We start from the raw sequence: 19,000 nt of genomic DNA, 5'->3' as shown, positions 1-19,000 counted from the left end.
GTCGTGACGTGCTGCCTTCCGAGAATCGGCTGAGGCGGCGCGAGGACTTCGCGACCGCGGTACGCCGAGGACGCCGGGCCGGGCGCCCGCTTCTCGTCGTTCATCTACGCAGCGGTACAACGGACCCGCACGCGCTTGGGGAGAGCGTTCCCCCGACGCGTGCGGGTTTCGTCGTGAGCAAGGCCGTGGGTGGATCGGTTGTCCGCAACGCGGTGAAGCGCAGGCTGCGCCATCTGGTGCGCGATCGGCTGTCACAGCTGCCCCCCGGTAGCCTTGTGGTCGTACGGGCGCTGCCCGGAGCGGGCGACGCCGAGCAGGCACAGCTGGCCCGAGACCTGGACGCCGCTCTGGAGCGGCTGCTGGGAGGGGGTTCGCGGTGAAATACCCACTGCTGGCTTTGATCAAGTTGTACCAGTGGACGATCAGTCCCTTGCTCGGACCTGTCTGCAGGTACTACCCGTCGTGTTCCCACTACGGATATACGGCCATCGATCGGCATGGCGCGGTGAAGGGTACGGCCCTGACCGCCTGGCGCATTCTGCGGTGCAATCCGTGGTCGCCGGGCGGTGTGGACCATGTTCCGCCGCGCAAGCGCCCGCGTTGGCACGAAATGCTGCGCAACGCGTGGCGTGACCGCAGGGGCGGGAACTCCGCCACTTCAGCAGAGACCTCGCCCAATGCTCAAGGAGCCTGATTAGTGGACTCGGTTGCCAGTATCTTCAGCTTTATCACCACACCCGTCTCCTGGGTCATCGTCCAGTTCCACACGCTGTACGGCGCGATCTTCGGGCCCGACACGGGCTGGGCCTGGGGGCTGTCCATCGTGTCCCTGGTGGTGCTGATCCGGATCTGTCTGATCCCGCTCTTCGTGAAGCAGATCAAGGCGACCCGGAACATGCAGGCGCTCCAGCCGAAGATGAAGGCGATCCAGGAGCGCTACAAGAGCGACAAGCAGCGTCAGTCCGAAGAGATGATGAAGCTGTACAAGGAGACGGGCACGAACCCGCTCTCCTCGTGCCTTCCCATCCTGGCGCAGTCGCCGTTCTTCTTCGCCCTCTACACGGTGCTGAATGACATCGCGCGGGATCAGACCGTCGGCGTCATCGACCAGTCGCTTCTGGACAGTGCCCGTAAGGCGGAGATCTTCGGTGCTCCGATTCCGGCGAAGTTCATGGACAGCGCCGAGACGGTGCAGGCGCTGGGCGCGACGCTGACGGATGTCCGCGTCGTCACGGTCATCATGATCGTGCTGATGTCGTTCTCGCAGTTCTACACGCAGCGCCAGCTGATGACGAAGAACGTCGACCTGACGGTGAAGACGCCGTTCATGCAGCAGCAGAAGATGCTGATGTACGTCTTCCCGATCATGTTCGCCGGCTTCGGTGTCAACTTCCCGGTCGGTGTCCTCCTCTACTGGCTGACCACCAACGTGTGGACCATGGGCCAGCAGATGTACGTGATCCGCCGGAACCCCACCCCGGGCAGCCTCGCGTACAAGCAGCGGCAGGAGAAGCTGCGCGCCCAGGGCAAGATCAAGGAAGCCCCGGAGGAGATCGAGGCGCGTCAGGCGGCCGAGGCCGCCCGTGCCGCGCGTCAGCAGCCCAAGCGTCAGACCAAGGCGCAGCGTCAGGCGGCCGGTGCTGCAGATGCGAAGACCTCGCTGGAGAAGCAGGACGAGCCGCAGGACGCCAAGCCCGCAGAAGCAGACAAGCCCGCTTCCGGCTCCGCACGCCAAGCCAAGTCCGGACAGCGCAAGGGTCAGCAGCGGCCCAAGCACCCGTCCAAGAAGTAAGAAGGAGTCCATCCGTGACGGACACCACCTCCGCGGCCGCTGACGGCGACACCCTGACCCGCCTCGAGCAGGAGGGTGAGATTGCGGCCGACTACCTCGAGGGTCTGCTCGACATCGCCGACCTCGATGGCGACATCGACATGGATGTCGAGGCGGACCGTGCTTCGGTGTCGATCATCAGCGACACGGGCAGCCGTGATCTGCAGAAGCTCGTGGGCCGTGACGGTGAGGTGCTGGAGGCTCTGCAGGAGCTGACGCGGCTCGCCGTGCACCGGGAGACCGGGGACCGCAGCCGGCTGATGCTGGACATCGCGGGGTTCCGCGCGAAGAAGCGTGCGGAGCTTGCCGAGCTGGGTGCGAAGGCGGCAGCCGAGGTGAAGAGCACCGGTGAGCCGGTGAAGCTGAAGCCGATGACGCCGTTCGAGCGCAAGGTCGTGCACGATGCTGTCGCAGCCGTCGGGCTGCGCAGTGAGTCCGAGGGCGAGGAGCCGCAGCGCTTCGTTGTGGTTCTCCCGGCCTGACCGGTCTCTTGTTTCGACGGCCCCGTCTGTATCGCAGGCGGGGCCGATCTTTGTCAGCCTGATAGTCAGCCGGTTCTGTACGGAAGGACGGTTCCCGTGACGGAGGCAGAAGAGCTTCCCCAGGCGCCGGAGCAGGCGCGGGAGGTCTTCGGTGAGTTCTTTCCGGAGGCCGTGAGGTACGCGGAGCTCCTTGCGGATGCGGGGGTCAAGCGCGGTCTGATCGGTCCCCGTGAGGTGCCGCGCCTGTGGGAGCGGCATCTGTTGAACTGCGCTGTGCTCTCGGAGGTCGTGCCAGAGGGTGTCACGGTCTGCGATGTCGGTTCGGGCGCGGGTCTGCCGGGCATTCCGCTGGCGCTGGTGCGTCCGGATCTGAAGATCACGCTGCTGGAGCCGCTGCTGCGGCGCACGAATTTCCTTCAGGAAGTTGTCGAACTGCTGGGTCTTGACCATGTGACGGTGGTGCGGGGCCGGGCGGAGGAGATGCTCGGGAAGCTACCGCCGGTGCATGTGGTCACGGCGCGTGCCGTGGCGCCGCTGGACCGGCTGGCCAGCTGGGGCGTGCCTCTGCTGCGTCCGTACGGAGAGATGCTGGCGCTCAAGGGAGACACCGCCGAGGAGGAGATCACCAGTGCTCGGGCGGCTCTGAGCAAGCTGGGTGTGGTGAAGACCTCGGTGCTGCACGTAGGTGCGGGTGTCGTGGATCCGCTCTCGACGGTGGTGCGGGTGGAGGTCGGTGAGAGCCCCGGCGGCGTACGGTTCGCGGCGAAGAGGGCCAAGGCGGCTCGGTCGGGCCGTTCCCGGCGGCGGCGCTGATCTGTTCCGCTGATCGGCAGCGGATGGGGCTGCCTGATCGGTGATGCTCCATACAAGCTGCCGTACGTTCGCACGTCGGAGTGTCGTGACGGTCTAGCTGGGCGGCGTGTGCATCGTGTTTCACGTGAAACGTCGCTCTCTGCTGCATGGAATCATCAGCCGCGGTCGTGCGGCTGCCGCGCCGCGCGACCGGAAGCCCCTCGTGAGGGGTGTGGGGTTGTCCACAGAGGTGGATTCGTCCACAGAAGGCCGGGCCTCGCTGGTTCACGGCCCCGAAAGCATGGCAGGCTCTGTTCATCGCGAGTCTGATGTCGAGGAGGGTGAATCCTTGCGGTCCGACGCCAACATCGCGGGACCGATGACCGATCCGGTCCCCGGTCCCCGTACCGAGTCGGCGGGGGCGGATGTTTCACGTGAAACACCGCCTCCGATGGACGACACCCCCATCGGTCGTGCTGCTCAACTGGCGGTGGCTGCGCTGGGGCGTGCGGGAGACGGGCTGCCCCGGCCCGAGCAGACGCGCGTCATGGTGGTCGCCAACCAGAAGGGCGGTGTGGGCAAGACCACGACGACGGTCAACCTTGCCGCATCGCTTGCACTGCACGGGGCGCGCGTTCTGGTGATCGATCTCGATCCCCAGGGCAATGCCTCGACGGCGCTGGGAATCGACCATCATGCGGAGGTTCCCTCGATCTACGACGTCCTGGTGGACAGTCGGCCGCTTTCCGAAGTGGTTCAGCCGGTCCCGGATGTCGAGGGTCTGTTCTGTGCCCCCGCCACCATCGATCTTGCCGGTGCGGAGATCGAGTTGGTGTCGCTGGTGGCACGTGAGAGCCGGCTTCAGCGGGCGATCCAGGCGTATGAGCAGCCCCTGGACTACATCCTCATCGACTGCCCTCCCTCTCTGGGACTACTGACCGTCAATGCTATGGTCGCCGGTGCCGAGGTGCTGATCCCGATCCAGTGTGAGTACTACGCGCTGGAGGGTCTGGGGCAGCTGCTGAGGAACGTCGATCTGGTGCGGGGGCACCTCAACCCCGTGCTGCATGTGTCGACGATTCTGCTGACCATGTACGACGGCCGGACCCGGCTCGCGTCGCAGGTGGCGGAGGAGGTGCGTACGCACTTCGGTGACGAGGTGCTCAGGACAAGCATTCCGCGGTCCGTGCGTATCTCGGAGGCCCCCAGCTATGGGCAGACCGTGCTGACCTATGATCCTGGCTCCAGTGGCGCGCTCTCGTATCTTGAAGCGGCCCGTGAGATCGCCCTGCGCGGGGCTGGGGTGCATTACGACGCCGCGCACGCCCATGCGGGCAGCCAGAACAGCCGGAACAGCATGTCGGAGGGGATTCAGTGAGCGAGCGACGTAGAGGGTTGGGGCGTGGGCTCGGTGCCCTGATCCCTGCCGCTCCACAGGAGAAGGCTGCGCCCGTGGCGGTTGCTGCGGCTTCCCCGGCATCGGTCCCGGTCCCGGCGCTGACTGCGGAAAGGGGAGTGGCGGCTGCCAAGGTGACGGCCCTTCCGGCGAGTTCTGTTTCACGTGAAACGGAGGTGTCGGCGGCCGAGCCGGAGACCGCGGCGGAGGTGGCGGCGCCTGCCGGTGCGCACTTCGCGGAGGTGCCGCTGGATGCCATTACGCCCAACCCCCGTCAGCCCCGCGAGGTGTTCGACGAGGACGCTCTGGCCGAGCTGGTCACCTCCATCAAGGAAGTGGGACTGCTCCAGCCCGTCGTTGTGCGGCAGTTGGGTGCCGAACGCTATGAGCTCATCATGGGCGAGCGGCGCTGGCGGGCTTGCCGTGAGGCGGGTCTGGAGCGGATTCCGGCGATCGTCCGCGCCACGGATGACGAGAAGCTTCTTCTGGACGCCCTGCTGGAGAATCTGCATCGGGCACAGCTGAATCCGCTGGAAGAGGCCGCGGCGTACGACCAGTTGCTGAAGGACTTCAACTGCACGCATGACCAGCTGGCAGACCGGATCGGCCGTTCCCGCCCCCAGGTGTCGAACACGCTGCGCCTGTTGAGGCTGTCTCCCTCGGTGCAGCGCAGGGTCGCTGCGGGGGTGCTGTCGGCGGGGCATGCGCGGGCGCTGCTTGCGGTGGAGGACTCCGAGGAGCAGGACCGTCTGGCGCATCGCATCGTGGCCGAGGGTCTGTCGGTGCGGGCGGTCGAGGAGATCGTGACCCTGATGGGATCACGGTCCGCGAGTGCGCCCAAGTCCAAGGGGCCGCGGGCCGGTGCCCGTGTGTCGCCGGCACTGTCGGATCTTGCCTCCCGACTCTCCGACCGGTTCGAGACGCGAGTGAAGGTCGACCTCGGCCAGAAGAAGGGAAAGATCGTCGTCGAGTTCGCCTCGATGGAGGATCTTGAGCGAATTCTCGGAACTCTCGCCCCTGGTGAGGGACGGGTCCTCGATCGGGGCCGGGCCGGCTCAGCGGAGGACAGCGAGGGCTGAGGCCGCTGTATGCGAGGGCGGGGCGTGTTCCGGGTGCACACCGGAACACGCCCCGCCCTTTGCTGTTTCACGGTGTCGATGTCTGCGCTGCGTGGATACGATGCGTTCTGGTATGGCGCATCCAGCTTGATCCACCTCAGAGGAGGGCGGAAGCCATGCGATCGGTGAGCCGCGCCGGACTGGTGACAGCAGGGTTCGGCCTGGGAGCCGTCGGCGGTTTTGTCGGCAGTCTGCTCCGGGAACGAAGCATGCTGGCGGCCGCGCTTGGTGCGGCAGGAGGAGGAAATGAGGAGCAGCCTTCATGGGGCGTCGGCTCGTACCGCTCACGCTGGACAACCTTCCGGAGCTTCCCAAGCGCTGCCGCGCCTGTGTCTTCTGGGAGCTTGATCCGGTCAGTGGAGAGGCAGCAGTAAAGGCAGGGACTCCCGAGCTGGAGAAGGAGGCCTGGATTTCGGCTGTCCTTCTGGAGTGGGGATCGTGCGGGCGGGTCGTCTATGTCGACGATGTGCCGGTGGGGTTTGTTCTCTACGCGCCTCCGGCTTATGTGCCGCGCTCCACTGCCTTCCCCACCAGCCCGGTGTCCGCGGACGCGGTCCAGCTGATCACGGCATGGATCATGCCGGCGTATCAGGGACAGGGCCTGGGGCGAGTGATGGTGCAGACGGTGGCGAAGGATCTGATGCGGCGGGGCTTCAGGGCCATTGAGGCGTTCGGCGATGCCCGCTGGAAGGAGCCGGCCTGTGTTCTGCCCGCCGACCACCTTCTGGCTGTGGGCTTCAAGACCGTACGCCCACACCCGACCTATCCCCGGCTGAGGCTGGAGCTACGGACGACGCTCTCCTGGAAGGAGGATGTCGAGCTGGCGCTGGACCGTCTGCTGGGCGCTGTCCAGAAGGAACCGGCCTTGCGCCCGCTGTGATCCCGGCGATATATGGAACGGCCCGGTCCCCCATGGGACCGGGCCGTTCCACGTGAAACAGGGAGGCGTCAGCCCTGGCTGTCCTCGTCGAGGAAGTCCGCCAGGTCGCGCACGATCGCGGCCTTCGGCTTGGCACCGACGATCGTCTTGACGACCTCGCCGCCCTGGTAGACGTTCAGAGTCGGGATCGACATCACACCGTACTTGGCGGCGGTGGCCGGGTTTTGGTCGATGTTGAGCTTCACGATCTCGATCTCGTCGTGCTCGGCCGCGATCGCCTCGAGGGACGGGGCGATCATCCGGCACGGGCCGCACCACTCGGCCCAGAAGTCCACCAGGACGGGCTTTTCGCTCTTGAGGACGGCCTCATCGAAGTCGGCGTCGGTCACAGTCTTGAGGGCCACAACGGCCTCCTTCACTCTGCGGGGTGTGGGGGTGGGGCGGGGTGCTGGGTCAGACGGTGGCGTCCGAGGCCTTGGCCTCGTCGGCGAGTGCGGCGAGGAAGCGCTCGGCGTCAAGAGCGGCGGAGCAACCGGTGCCGGCGGCGGTGATGGCCTGCCGGTAGGTGTGGTCGACGACGTCGCCGGCCGCGAAGACGCCGGTGAGGTTGGTGCGCGTCGAGGGGGCGTCGACCTTCAGGTAGCCCTCGTCGTCGAGGTCGAGCTGACCCTTGAAGAGCTCGGTGCGCGGGTCGTGTCCGACGGCGATGAACAGGCCGGTGGCCGGGAGCTCGCTGGTCTCGCCGGTCTTGGTGTTACGCAGAGTCAGACCCGTGAGCTTCTGCTCTCCGTGGATCGCGGCGACCTCGCTGTCCCAGGCGAACTTGATCTTCGGGTCGGCGAAGGCCCTCTCCTGCATGGCCTTGGAGGCGCGCAGGCTGTCACGGCGGTGCACGATGGTGACCGACCTGGCGAAGCGGGAGAGGAAGGTGGCTTCCTCCATCGCGGTGTCGCCGCCGCCGATCACGGCGATGTCGTGCTCCTTGAAGAAGAAGCCGTCGCACGTGGCGCACCAGGAGACGCCGCGACCGGAGAGCGCGTCCTCGTTGGGCAGTCCGAGCTTGCGGTGCTGGGAGCCGGTGGTGACGATGACGGCCTTGGCACGGTGGACGGTGCCGGCCGAGTCCGTGACGGTCTTGATATCGCCCTTGAGGTCGACGGCGACGACGTCGTCCGGAATGAGCTCGGCGCCGAAGCGCTCGGCCTGCGCCCGCATGTTGTCCATCAGCTCGGGGCCCATGATGCCGTCACTGAAACCGGGGAAGTTCTCCACCTCGGTGGTGTTCATCAGCGCACCGCCGGCGGTGACGGCCCCCTCGAACACCAGCGGCTTGAGCGATGCACGCGCGGTGTAGAGAGCGGCGGTGTAGCCGGCGGGCCCGGAGCCAATGATGATCACGTTACGGACGTCGCTCACGGGTTTCTTCCTCGTCTCTGCAGACTGCTACTGCCTACCGGGGCCTGGTCTTGCCTCACCCCACCCAACGGATCCTAAGGGGCGGGCATTCCCGGGGTGCCGGAGCGGCGCGTGGGGTGTCTGTCAGCGGCGAGGGTAGGCGTGACTCAGCAGGAGTTCGCCCTTGCCGGCGGGGGCTGTCTTCACGCAGTCGGCATTGACGACGTATGCCTGGACACGGGTGTCGTCGGTGGGGTGGGGCAGAACGACGAGGTAGGCGGACTTGTCTTCGTAGCGGCCCTTGTCTGCGGCCAGGGGGGCGTCGTCGGGACGGCCCGTTCCTGCCTGGACGCAGGGCGGCACCTGGACGGCGGGTGCCCATGTGCGTGTGTCGGGGCCCGACTTCGTGATCGGTGCTTTCCTCGTTTCCGGGTTCTGCGCGGTGGAGACCTGCCCGGATGCGAGCAGATCCTGCACATGCTTTCCGAGACTGGAAGCCGAGTACACGGTGCCTACGTCCTCCGCGGAGCTCTTGGCCGTCGGTCCTGTGGACGGCTGGAGCACCTGGAGGAGCACGATGCTCAGACCTGCGGCTGCGGCGCCGAAGGCGGTGCCGAGTACAGCGATGCGGCGGCGCCTGGACCTGCCGGTGTGGCCGCGGCCGGGGCCCGCGGCGGCGCGGGGATGCCCGGCGGGCCGGTTCGTGGCGGAGGTCTGCGTGGTCTGTGGAACGGGCGATGTTTCACGTGAAACATCGGCCGGTGCGGTGGGCGCGGTGGAGTGCAGCAGAGCCTCCGCGGCCAGGGCGGCGTCAATACGGCCGGCGACGTCGGCGGGCATGCGCTGCGGGCCGGGCAGGGTGCCCAGCAGGCCGCGGATCTCCTGCAGCGAGTCACGGACATCGGCGCACAGTGCGCAGCCGTCGAGGTGTCGCTGGATGTCCGCGGTCCGGGACGGGGGGAGCAGGCCCTCGGTGAGATCGGAGATCTCCGAGACGTCCGGGTGCTGAGCCGTGCCGGTCGTGGAAGTCACGCGCGCCCACCTCCGCCCTTCACGGCATCTGGGTTTCTCGGTTCTGCTGGTGGGACGGATGTCCCCTGCGTCCGGTTCCTTCCCCCGCCCGCCCCGGCGCTACCCTCCGCATCAGTGCGCAGATGAGCGAGCAGGGGCAACAGCCGGGCCCGGCCGCGTGCGCAGCGGCTCTTCACGGTTCCGGTCGGTACGTCGAGGATGAGGGCGGCTTCCGCCACGGGGTAGCCCTGCATGTCGACGAGGACCAGGGCTGCCCGCTGGTCGGCGGGCAGGGTGGCGAGGGCTGCCAGGAGCTGCCGGTGGAGGTCCTGGCGCTCGGCGGGTGCCTCGGCCGACTCATGGGGTTCCAGGAGCTGTTCCAGCCGCTCGGTGTCGTCGACGGGTGAGGTCCTGCGTGAGGCGGCCTTGCGGGCCCGGTCGAGGCAGGCGTTGACGGTGATGCGGTGCAGCCAGGTGGTGACGGCGGACTGCCCGCGGAAGGTGTGGGCGGCGCGGTACGCGGAGACCAGGGCGTCCTGTACCGCGTCGGCGGCCTCCTCACGGTCGCCGAGTGTGCGCAGGGCGACGGCCCAGAGCCGGTTCCGGTGGCGTCGTACGAGCTCACCGAAGGCGTCCGGGTCGCCGGCGACATGGCGGGCCAGAAGATCCTGGTCGCTCAGGCCGCCGAGTGTGGCGTCGTCCAACGGTGAACCCCCTCCTGCTTCTCCCGTCAGGTGGTGATCTTGATCTCCGAGATCTTGCCGCGGAAGTCGCCTCCGCGGTCCTGCGGCAGTTTCGTCAGCCAGACCAGAACGTAGCGCGTCTCGACCGGCTTGCCGGGCTTGAGGGTCACCTGCGAACCGGATCCCTCGGCAATCTTGGTGAAGCCCTTGGGTGACGTCGGCTGGGTCTGGGCGTTGCTCGGGGCGGCCCTGAGCTCCACGGAGGTGTCGCCGCCCAGGAACGAGACGTCGACCTTGCCGACTTGGTGGGTCTCGCCGAGGTCCAGGACGATGCCGACGCCTTCCTTCAGGTTGCCGAAGTTGGGGGTGCCGACATAGCGGTCGGTGTGCCAGAAGGTACCCGGGTCGTTGTCGTAGGCGTTCCTTATGCCTTCGGGCTTTTCGGAGCCGTCACCGAGCGGGTCGAAGTCATGGGCGTCGGCGATGGCGATCGGCTTGCCGGACTCGGGCGCCTTCTTGTCCTCGTCGCCGCCGGTGTTCGGCTGTGTTGTACCGGGGTCGCCCTGCTTCTTGCCGTGGTCCAGGAGCGCGTCCGCGAGCTGCCAGCTGCCGAGGCCCAGCGCGGCGATGAGCAGCGCCGAGACGGCCCACTTGAGGGCCTTTCCGGTGCGGCTCTGCAGCGGGGGCGGCGGTGTCGTGACCGGCTGGGTGGTGGCCGGGCGGGGCTGGGGGCGGCCGTAGGTGCCCTGCTGGTACGTAGTGCGCTGGTACTCGGGGGGCCTGGTGAACGCGGGCTCCGGCGGGCGGATCCGGGGCATCGCCCCGATGGCCTTGACGAGCTCTTCGGGGGTCGTGCAGGGGGGTTCCTGGCGGGAGGCGGTGGCTCCGTCGTTGGCCAGGGCGCGCATGGCGAGCTCGGCCAGTCCCCGGTGGACGCCGGCCCGTACCTGGTCGGGCGCGATGAGTCCGACGCCCTTGGGGAGCCCGGACAGGCCGTACGCGTCGCTCTCGTACGGCCAGCGCTGAGTGAGCGAGGCGTAGAGGAGGGCGCCGATCGCTTCGGTGTCGGTGCGCTGCGGACGGTCGGAGGTGATGCCGCGCAGGGCGGCGTTCACCGCGAGTCCGCGGATGCGGTACTGGCCGGAGGACGTCCGCAGGACCGCGCCTGGGGTGAGTTTGAGATGGGCAAGGCCCTCGCGGTGCGCGGCGGCCATGGCCTGGGCGAGCTGGCTGACGAGCTGGTACGCCTCGTGGGCCCTCAGCGGTCCGGAGGCCAGCAGGGTAGTGAGTTCGGTGGCGTCGGGCAGCCATTCGTGGACGACGTAGACGAGGTCGTTCTCCTCGACGGCGTCCAGGACCTGGACGAAGCGCGGGTCGCCGAGCAGCGCCGCGGAGCGGGCGGCGGCGAGCACGGAGCGGGCTCGTGAGTGGTCCGCCGGAAGGATGTGGACGCCGACGGCGCGGCGGAGTTTCTCGTCGACGGCGCGCCAGCTGCTGAACCCGTCCAAACGGGTGACGCACTCCTCCAGCCGGTAGCGTCTGGCGAGCTTGTGGCCGCTGTGCAGTTCGGGCGTGGCGATGCCGACGGGCTCGGCGCTCTTGCGCTCGCCGCCCGTCTCCCGCGTGCCCTTGTCCGCCGTCTCCTTGGCTTCCGCCACCCCGTCGGCCGTGGCCTGATCCGCCTTGGCGGTCAGCGGGTCATCGCCGCCGTTGCCAGCCACGTCGACGGCAGCCGTGCTACGTTCCGCCACCGTCGTTCCTGCCTCCCCATCCGTTGCGCGCTGGTCGCCCAGCCGAGCAAAGTCATGCCAATTGTGCCCACAGTCCGCCGCTATGCACGACACGCGGCGGCGGACGATGGTTGTGCGGTGCGGACGATCTTCAGCGGCCCAGACGCCCGCGCACCATACCGACCATGGCGTTGAGCTCCTCGATGCGCATCCTCTTCGCCGCGACGAAGAAGATGGCCAGCAGTACCGCCCCGCCCGCGACAAGCGCCGTGAGCGAGCCGAGGGCTCCTTCGCCGAGGGTCTTGAGGGCGAAGAAGCCCACGGCGCCACCGGCGATCGCCGCCGGGATCGAGGCGATGCCGAGACGGGCGTAGGTGCGGACGACATGCGCGCCGTCCAGGTCGCCGCCCAGCCGGTTGCGCAGTCGGCGCCAGGCGACGCCCACGCCCACGGCATAGGCCAGCCCGTACGAGGCGGCCATACCGACCACCGCCCACTGGGCGGGGAGCAGCACGTAGCAGAGGGCGGAGGCCGCGGCGTTGACGGCGGCGACGATGACGGTGTTGTAGAAGGGCGTGCGGGTGTCCTCGTAGGCGTAGAAGCCGCGCAGCACGACGTACTGGACGGAGTACGGGATCAGGCCGAGGCCGAACGCCATCAGGATGAAGCCCATGGACCGGGCCGCTTCGGTGCCGCTGGAGGCGTACAGGAGCGTGCACATGGGGACACCGAGCGCGAGGAACGCGAAGGAGACCGGGACGATCGCCACGGCCGAGTTGCGCAGGCCCTGCGAGATGTCGTCGCGGACCGCGCCGGGGTCGTCGTCGTGGGCGGCCCGGGAGATGCGGGGCAGCAGGGCGGCCATGACCGAGACGGTGATGATGGCCTGCGGCATGCCCCAGATCAGCTGGGCGTTGGAGTAGGCCAGGAAGCCGGCACCGTCCTTGCCTGAGGCCTCACCCGCCGCGGTGGCGAGCTGGGTGACGACGAGCACGCCGGCCTGGTTGGCGAGGACGAACAGCACGGTCCACTTGGCGAGCTTCACCGTCTTGCCGAGGCCGTGGCCCTTCCAGTCGAAGCGGGGCCGGAAGCGGAAGCCCGTCTCGCGCAGGTAGGGGATCATTGCCAGGGCCTGGACGACGAGTCCGAGCAGGGTGCCGATGCCGAGCAGCCTGATGCCCTCCGGCGGGATGGTGGTGACACCCATGCGGGATTCTGCGGAGCTGCCGTACACCCAGATGAACAGGCCGAACGTGAAGATCATGACGATGTTGTTCAGGACCGGGGTCCACATCATCGCGCCGAACTTCCCGCGGGCGTTGAGGATCTGGCCCATCACGACATGCACGCCCATGAAGAAGATCGTGGGCAGGCAGTAGCGGGCGAAACTGATCGCGACGTTGTTGGCGGCCGGATCCGCGGCGATGGTGCTCGACATCGCACGGATCAGCAGGGGGGCGATGAGGACGGCAAAGCCCACGATGACGCCGAGGGCGACCATCACCAGGGTCAGCAGGCGGTTGGCATACGCCTCGCCGCCGTCTTCGTCGTTCTTCATGGAGCGGACGAGCTGCGGCACGAAGACGGAGTTCAGACCGCCGCCGACGGTGAGGATATAGATCATCGTCGGCAGGGTGTAGGCGACGGTGTAGGTGTCACCGAGCAGAGCGGCACCCAGGGCCGCCGTGATCATCAGGCTGCGTACGAACCCGGTGAGCCGGGAGACCAGCGTTCCCGCGGCCATCACGGCGCTGGACTTCAGAAGGCTCGCGGCGCGGCCGCCCGACTTCTTGGGGGCGGGCGCCGGGGCCGGCTCGGGTTCGGGTGTGCTTGTGCTCGCTCCGGCGCCCTGCTGGTCCCGGTACAGGTGCGCGAAGGCGTCGGGCTCCGGGAGTTCCTCGCCGGCCCGGGTCACGAGGGCGTCCACGCCCACGAATTCGGTGGTCGTGGCATCGTCGCCGTACGACAGATGGCGGGACGGGCCGTCCGGCTCGGGCGGCGGCGTCTGCGCCCACACCCGAGGGTCGGGAGCATGCTGCGGTGCGGACGGCTGCCGGTAGAGCGGTTGCGGCTCGGCGTAGGTGCCGGGCAGAGGCGGTGGGTGCGCGGCGCGGTCGTAGAGCGCCTCGGACACCGGGTCCTGGGCGGACAGGTCCTGGGACTGGTAGGGATCAGGGGTGTAGGCGTCCTGGATGTACGGGTCCTGGGCTTGCTGCGACGGCAGTGGTACCTGGCCCGCGTGATCGCCGCCGGCGCCCTGGCCGCGGTCACCGTCGTACGGCGAGTGCACTGGTGCTCTCCTCAAGCTCGCGTTTCGTCCCCGGCCGACCGGCCACGACATGGCTCAACGGTCCACTTTCTCACCCGGGCCCGACAGGTCCCCGCTTTCCGATGCGGTGTCCGGCAACGGGTCACTCGGCTGCTCGGGACTGTCGTCCTCCGAGGCGGTCTCCTCGCCGTCCTCCGCATCGCCTTCCGCGTCGGCCTCCCGGGCGGCAGCGCGCTTGCGCTGGGTGTACATCCTGATGCCCGCGAGGACGAGCAGCAGTACACCACCGGCGAGCACCAGCATCACGGTCGGGGTGATCTCCGAGACCTGCACCGTGAAGGTCATGGTGTCGCCGTAGGGGGTGCCGTCCTCGGTGTAGAGCTGGGCCTTCACCTGGATCGGGCCGTTGGCGTGGGCGTTGGCCGTGAACTTCACCGACTGGCTGTGACCGCCGGCGACCTTGACCGACTGCGAGGCGCCCGCCTGGTCGTCGCCGATGCTCAGACGCTGGGGGTTGGTGGACCACAGGCGCAGAACAAGATGGTCGACGTCTTGCACCAGCTTGTTCTGCACGGTCACCGGGAGGGTCGCGCTGCGTCCGGACAGGGTCGCCGGGGACTTCTGGATGAGCTGTACCTCCGCGGTGAGGCTGCGCAGGTGGTTCAGCACGCCTTCGCGGTAGACGCGGGCGTCCGCGGGGTGGCTGCGCCAGGACGTCGACATCGACCGGTCGATGGCATTGCCGAAGGGGGTGACCACCCGGTCGGGCGAGGTGAGAATCACCTTGAACCTGTCGAGGGTGTCCTGGGTGGTCTTGATCTCCCGGAAGGCGTCGACCGGCAACTCCTGGGCGCGCAGCTTCTTCGGATACGCGGAGGAGGAGGGGACCCGGGTGGAGGCGTTGGCGTCCGGCTTGGCAGCGGCCGCCGCCGGCAGGTCGAGCGGCTCGGTCCAGCGCTGGGGGGCGAGGCCCTGCAGCGCGTGCGCCATCGACTGGGCCTGGCTCGCTGACGGCATGCGCTGTGGAGCGACGACGATGCTGCGCTGGTGGTCGGGCTCCTGGAGGCTCACGGCCAGCGTCTGGGCGAGGAATTCCTGTACGGCGAGCGTGGACTCCTCGGCCTGGGTCATGTCGCCCTCGAAAGCAGTGGAGAGCCCCTTGTCGGCTACCACGGCGGTGGTGCCGCCGCCGATGGGGCGGGCCGCGGTGGGCGTGTACGGCAGGTCGTCCGATTCCCGCATGCTGTCGCTGCGCGCGATCACCTTGTGGGCGCCGGCGGAAGTGGCAACGTCGACGATCGAGGGGTCGATCGCGCCGTCCACGGGCCAGGCGAAGTCGAGGGACGGCGTCACATGGAGGACCGTCTCGACGGTCGTCCTGGCGACCTCGGTGGCGGACTGCAGATGACTCAGCGATCCGGAGACGTTCTTTCCCTGGTGTGCGAGGGAGGCCAGATCGGGGTCACCCAAGGGGAGGGCCACGACCTTCTGGTCCTGTACCGCCTTCTCGAGTGAGCTGAGCCACGCCTTGGCGATGGCCTGGTTCTTGCCGGGGACCGTGGTGTCGCCCGCCTTGACCCGGTAGTTCCGGGTCATCGCGTCCACGGTGGCGAGCAGGTCGGGGTCGATCACCCAGGTGACGGGCAGCTGGCTGCCCAGGGTGACCATCTGCTCCAACCGGCCTCCGGGGGCGAGCTCGGTGGCCAGCTCGTCGTCCTTGAAGACGGGTGTCTGCTGCTCGTCCGAGCCTGTCTCGGCGGTGAGGCGCGTGGTGGAGACCAGCGGCCAGAGGTAGGTGATCTGGGTCTTCTTCTTCATGGCCGCGGGCTGCCACGGCAGGAAGGTCCGCTGGATGCCCAGCACCTGCTCGTAGCGCTCGCGGGCAGTGTGTCCGGACAGCGACACGCCCAGTTGGTAGACGCCCGCTTCGTCGAGGCCCAGCTTGTTCACCGGGACCGACAGGGTGAAGTCCTGCCTGACGTGGGCGGGAAGCTTGGCGATCTCGACGGTGTAGTCGCCGTCGAGCTCCGCCGGGTCGCTGCCCGCTGAGTAGCCGGTGTGTTCCGCGGCGTTGTCGATCGATGCCCTGCTGGAGAGCGGCGAGCCCACACGCAGCGCGATATGGGCGTCGGTGATGGTCTGCTTGCCCTTGTTGGTCACCGACCCGGAGATGGTGAGTGTGTCGCCTTTGACAGGGGCGGCGGGGGCCAGGGAGTCCAGCGACACATCGACGGTGCGCGAGCCCGAGGCGCCGGCCTCTGCGGCATGCGCGGAAGGGGCCGCTGGGCCGCACAGTGGCCCGGCCATGAGCAGGACACCGGTGATCAGCGACGCCGTGCGCCTCAGCCACCGGCGGGCAGGAGAGGGAGTGATCCCCGGGGTGTCTGCCGCCTCGGCCACGCGTTCGCCCGTCCCTCGTCTTCGTCGTCGGATGTGCGTCCAGGCATGGTAACGAGATGTGCCGCGGCGAAGTGCCGCCGGACTGCTCCACAGGATCTGTGCGACTCGGCAGGCGGGCCGGGCCGGGGAGAAACAGGGACGCTCCGGTCGGCCGGGGCACGTACCCTTTTCTGTTGTGCCGAACGCCAATGAAGACAACTCCAGTGCCCTGAGTCAGGTGCAGCGCCGCGCGGTCAGCGAACTGCTCCGGGTGTCCCCTGTCGCCGATGACCTCGCCCGTCGTTTCCAGGAAGCCGGGTTCAGCCTGGCGCTGGTCGGCGGGTCGGTCCGGGATGCGCTGCTGGGCCGGCTCGGCAATGATCTGGACTTCACCACGGACGCTCGGCCCGAGGACGTACTGAAGATCGTTCGGCCGTGGGCGGACGCCACATGGGAGGTCGGGATCGCCTTCGGCACGGTCGGGTGCCAGAAGGCGGCCCGGAGCGGCAGCGACCTTCAGAACTTCCAGATCGAGATCACGACATATCGCTCCGAGGCGTACGACCGGACCTCGCGCAAGCCCGAGGTGTCCTACGGCGACTCCATCGAGGAAGACCTGGTACGCCGCGACTTCACCGTGAATGCGATGGCCGTGGCCCTGCCGCAGAAGGAGTTCATCGATCCCCACGGTGGTCTCGAAGACCTCGCGGCCCGTGTCCTGCGCACGCCCGGCACCCCCGAGGCCTCCTTCTCCGACGACCCGCTGCGCATGATGCGCGCAGCCCGCTTCGCCGCCCAGCTGGACTTCGACGTGGCCCCCGAGGTCGTCGCCGCGATGAGGGAGATGGCCGAGCGGATCGACATCGTCTCGGCCGAGCGAGTGCGCGACGAGCTGAACAAGCTGATCCTCTCCGCCCATCCGCGCAACGGCCTGAGGCTCTTTGTCAGCACGGGCCTCGCCGACCGCATCCTTCCGGAACTGCCCGCTCTGCGGCTGGAGAGTGACGAGCATCACCGGCACAAGGACGTGTACGAGCACACGCTCACCGTGCTGGAGCAGGCCATCGACCTGGAGGACTCCGGTCCGGACCTGGTGCTGCGACTGGCGGCGCTTCTCCACGACATCGGCAAGCCGAAGACGCGCCGCTTCGAGAAGGACGGCCGGGTCTCCTTCCACCACCACGAGGTGGTGGGCGCAAAGATGACCAAGAAGCGCATGACCGCGCTCAAGTACTCCAATGACCTGGTCAAGGATGTGGCACAGCTGGTGGAGCTGCATCTGCGCTTCCACGGCTATGGGACCGGAGAGTGGACCGACTCGGCGGTGCGCCGCTATGTACGCGATGCCGGACCTCTGCTGGACCGGCTGCACAAGCTGACCCGCTCGGACTGCACGACGCGCAACAAGCGCAAGGCGGCGGCTCTCGCCCGCACCTACGACGGTCTTGAGGAGCGCATCTCGCAGTTGCAGGAGCAGGAGGAGCTGGACGCGATCCGGCCCGATCTGGACGGCAACCAGATCATGGAGATCCTGGGCGTCGGACCGGGACCCCTGATCGGCAAGGCCTACAAGCACCTGCTGGAGCTGCGGCTGGAGCACGGGCCGATGGAGCACGACGCGGCGGTCGCCGCACTCAAGGACTGGTGGGCAGTGCAGGACTGAGGTCATGTTTCACGTGAAACATGACGAATGAGCCGGCGGGCGTGGGGCGGTGTTTCACGTGAAACACCGCCCCACGCTCTATTGGCTGGCCTGTGCGGTTCTCCAACGGGCCGTGGTCACGGCGACCACGGCGTAGATGACGGAGACCGTGGCCACGAGGATCACCGATCGCCCGTCGGGTGGCAGCATCAGTGCCGCGACAGCGGCCGCTCCGACAAAGGCGACGTTGAAGAGCACGTCGTAGAGCGAGAAGACGCGGCCACGGAAGGCGTCGTTCACCGTCGACTGCACCACCGTGTCCGTGGAGATTTTCGCCCCCTGGGTGGCCAGCCCCAGCACGAACACGGCGATCAGCATCGGTCCCGGGGCGAAGAGCAGACCCAGCGCGAGCTCCAGCACGGCGGCCGCGCCCGCGCAGCCGCTCATCCAGCCGAAACGGCCGAGCCGGCCCACCGCCCACGGCGTGATGACGGCGGCCGTGAAGAATCCGGCTGCCGAGAAGCCGAGCGCGAGCCCCAGCAGGGCGAGCCCTTCGGACTCCCGTTCCGAGAACGCATACCGGCAGAGCATCAGCACCATGACGGTCAGCGCACCGAAGCAGAAGCGCATCAGCGTCATCGAGGCCAGCGCACGAGCTGCCGGGCGCCGCTCCGTCAGATGCCGTACGCCGCCGACGAGGCCGCGGGCCGTTGAGGCCAGGGCAGCCCCCAGCCGGGGCTGCACCAGCTCGGGTTCCGGGCCCAGCAGGCCAGGGGCCATCCGCAGCGAGGCGAGGCCCGCGACGAGATAGAGCAGTGCTCCGAGCAGCACCACGGCCGCGTCGGAGTCCGCCACCAGCAGCCGGGCGACGAAGGCCAGGCCGCCGCCCGCGGTGGCGGCCAGTGTCCCCGCGGTCGGGGAGAGCGAGTTGGCCATCACCAGCCGGTCGGTGTCGACGACCCGGGGAAGCGAGGCCGAGAGCCCGGCCAGGATGAAGCGGTTGACCGCGGTGACGAACAGGGCGGAGGTGTAGAAGAGCCAGTCGGGAGCGGAGCCGACGACCAGCAGCGCCGTCCCCGAGGCGAGTATGGCCCGGAGCAGGTTTCCGTACAGAAAGACCTGGCGGCGCCGCCAGCGGTCCAGCAGGACTCCCGCGAACGGCCCGACCAGCGAGTACGGCAGCAGCAGCACGGCCATGGCCGAGGCGATGGCGGCCGGCGAGGTCGCTTTCTCCGGGGAGAAGACGACGTACGTGGCGAGACCGACCTGATAGACGCCGTCCGCGGACTGGGACAGCAGACGTACGACGAGTAGCCGCCGGAAGTCCCGGAAGCGCAGCAGCACGCGCAGATCACGTACGACAGGCATGAGGCTCAGCCTCACACAATGCGC

17 protein-coding genes are annotated in these 19,000 nt (G+C 68.3%); 9 read left to right on the top strand and 8 right to left on the bottom strand.

Annotated elements, in window-relative coordinates:
* Window positions 1-8 precede the first annotated feature (8 nt).
* The 8 genes from rnpA (at window position 9) to ABD858_RS16380 (ending at window position 6,499) form a co-directional block, all read left to right on the top strand.
* Window positions 9-380: a ribonuclease P protein component gene (gene rnpA / locus ABD858_RS16415; protein WP_345038099.1), complete on the top strand. Its 372-nt coding sequence runs from the start codon at window positions 9-11 to the stop codon at window positions 378-380.
* Window positions 377-694 carry a membrane protein insertion efficiency factor YidD gene (gene yidD, locus ABD858_RS16410; RefSeq protein WP_345038097.1) on the top strand — a complete coding sequence of 106 codons (318 nt, stop codon included), beginning with the start codon at window positions 377-379 and terminating at the stop codon, window positions 692-694. The genes rnpA and yidD overlap by 4 nt, the downstream gene beginning before the upstream one ends.
* 3 nt (window positions 695-697) lie before the next feature.
* Window positions 698-1,792: a membrane protein insertase YidC gene (gene yidC / locus ABD858_RS16405; protein ID WP_345038095.1), complete on the top strand. Its 1,095-nt coding sequence runs from the start codon at window positions 698-700 to the stop codon at window positions 1,790-1,792.
* Between the two features lie 14 nt (window positions 1,793-1,806).
* A complete protein-coding gene (locus ABD858_RS16400) occupies window positions 1,807-2,313 on the top strand; it encodes a Jag family protein (protein WP_345038093.1) in 507 nt (168 codons plus the stop codon).
* 96 nt (window positions 2,314-2,409) lie between these two features.
* The gene (gene rsmG, locus ABD858_RS16395) at window positions 2,410-3,126 is read left to right on the top strand and encodes a 16S rRNA (guanine(527)-N(7))-methyltransferase RsmG (protein WP_345038091.1); all 717 of its coding nucleotides are present in this window, start codon (window positions 2,410-2,412) and stop codon (window positions 3,124-3,126) included.
* 280 nt (window positions 3,127-3,406) lie between these two features.
* A complete protein-coding gene (locus ABD858_RS16390; protein ID WP_345044592.1) occupies window positions 3,407-4,483 on the top strand; it encodes a ParA family protein in 1,077 nt (358 codons plus the stop codon).
* On the top strand, window positions 4,480-5,580 hold the full coding sequence (locus ABD858_RS16385; protein WP_345038089.1) for a ParB/RepB/Spo0J family partition protein: 1,101 nt from the start codon (window positions 4,480-4,482) through the stop codon (window positions 5,578-5,580). Before ABD858_RS16390 ends, ABD858_RS16385 begins: the two co-directional genes overlap by 4 nt.
* Window positions 5,581-5,881: 301 nt before the next feature.
* Entirely contained in the window at window positions 5,882-6,499 is a 618-nt protein-coding gene (locus ABD858_RS16380; RefSeq protein WP_345038087.1) for a GNAT family N-acetyltransferase, read from the top strand.
* Window positions 6,500-6,567: 68 nt separating this feature from the next.
* Here the strand turns inward: ABD858_RS16380 and trxA are convergent, their stop codons facing one another.
* The 7 genes from trxA to ABD858_RS16345 all read right to left on the bottom strand — a co-directional run bounded on the left by trxA (window position 6,568) and on the right by ABD858_RS16345 (window position 15,987).
* Entirely contained in the window at window positions 6,568-6,903 is a 336-nt protein-coding gene (gene trxA, locus ABD858_RS16375) for a thioredoxin (RefSeq protein ID WP_345038085.1), read from the bottom strand.
* 49 nt (window positions 6,904-6,952) lie between these two features.
* Window positions 6,953-7,915: a thioredoxin-disulfide reductase gene (gene trxB, locus ABD858_RS16370; protein ID WP_345038082.1), complete on the bottom strand. Its 963-nt coding sequence runs from the start codon at window positions 7,913-7,915 to the stop codon at window positions 6,953-6,955.
* A 123-nt stretch (window positions 7,916-8,038) separates the two neighbouring features.
* The gene (locus ABD858_RS16365) at window positions 8,039-8,926 is read right to left on the bottom strand and encodes an anti-sigma factor (protein WP_345038080.1); all 888 of its coding nucleotides are present in this window, start codon (window positions 8,924-8,926) and stop codon (window positions 8,039-8,041) included.
* Window positions 8,923-9,609: an RNA polymerase sigma factor SigM gene (gene sigM / locus ABD858_RS16360; protein WP_345038078.1), complete on the bottom strand. Its 687-nt coding sequence runs from the start codon at window positions 9,607-9,609 to the stop codon at window positions 8,923-8,925. Before sigM ends, ABD858_RS16365 begins: the two co-directional genes overlap by 4 nt.
* Before the next feature lie 26 nt (window positions 9,610-9,635).
* Entirely contained in the window at window positions 9,636-11,339 is a 1,704-nt protein-coding gene (locus ABD858_RS16355; RefSeq protein WP_345038076.1) for a protein kinase family protein, read from the bottom strand.
* Window positions 11,340-11,469: 130 nt separating this feature from the next.
* Entirely contained in the window at window positions 11,470-13,608 is a 2,139-nt protein-coding gene (gene murJ, locus ABD858_RS16350; protein ID WP_345038075.1) for a murein biosynthesis integral membrane protein MurJ, read from the bottom strand.
* 54 nt (window positions 13,609-13,662) lie between these two features.
* Window positions 13,663-15,987, bottom strand: a complete 2,325-nt coding sequence (locus tag ABD858_RS16345; protein ID WP_345038073.1) for a DUF6049 family protein — start codon at window positions 15,985-15,987, stop codon at window positions 13,663-13,665.
* A gap of 175 nt (window positions 15,988-16,162) precedes the next feature.
* Here ABD858_RS16345 and ABD858_RS16340 point away from each other — a divergent pair, with 175 nt between their 5' ends.
* Entirely contained in the window at window positions 16,163-17,629 is a 1,467-nt protein-coding gene (locus ABD858_RS16340; protein ID WP_345038070.1) for a CCA tRNA nucleotidyltransferase, read from the top strand.
* Between the two features lie 78 nt (window positions 17,630-17,707).
* Here the strand turns inward: ABD858_RS16340 and ABD858_RS16335 are convergent, their stop codons facing one another.
* Window positions 17,708-18,976 (bottom strand): MFS transporter, encoded by a 1,269-nt coding sequence (locus tag ABD858_RS16335; RefSeq protein ID WP_345038068.1) that lies wholly within the window; start codon window positions 18,974-18,976, stop codon window positions 17,708-17,710.
* Between the last annotated feature and the right edge of the window lie 24 nt (window positions 18,977-19,000).

Source organism: Streptomyces sannanensis, assembly GCF_039536205.1.
Lineage (GTDB): Bacteria > Actinomycetota > Actinomycetes > Streptomycetales > Streptomycetaceae > Streptomyces > Streptomyces sannanensis.
Note: the sequence above shows the minus strand (reverse complement) of the source record. Positions and strands in the feature narration are given on the sequence as shown.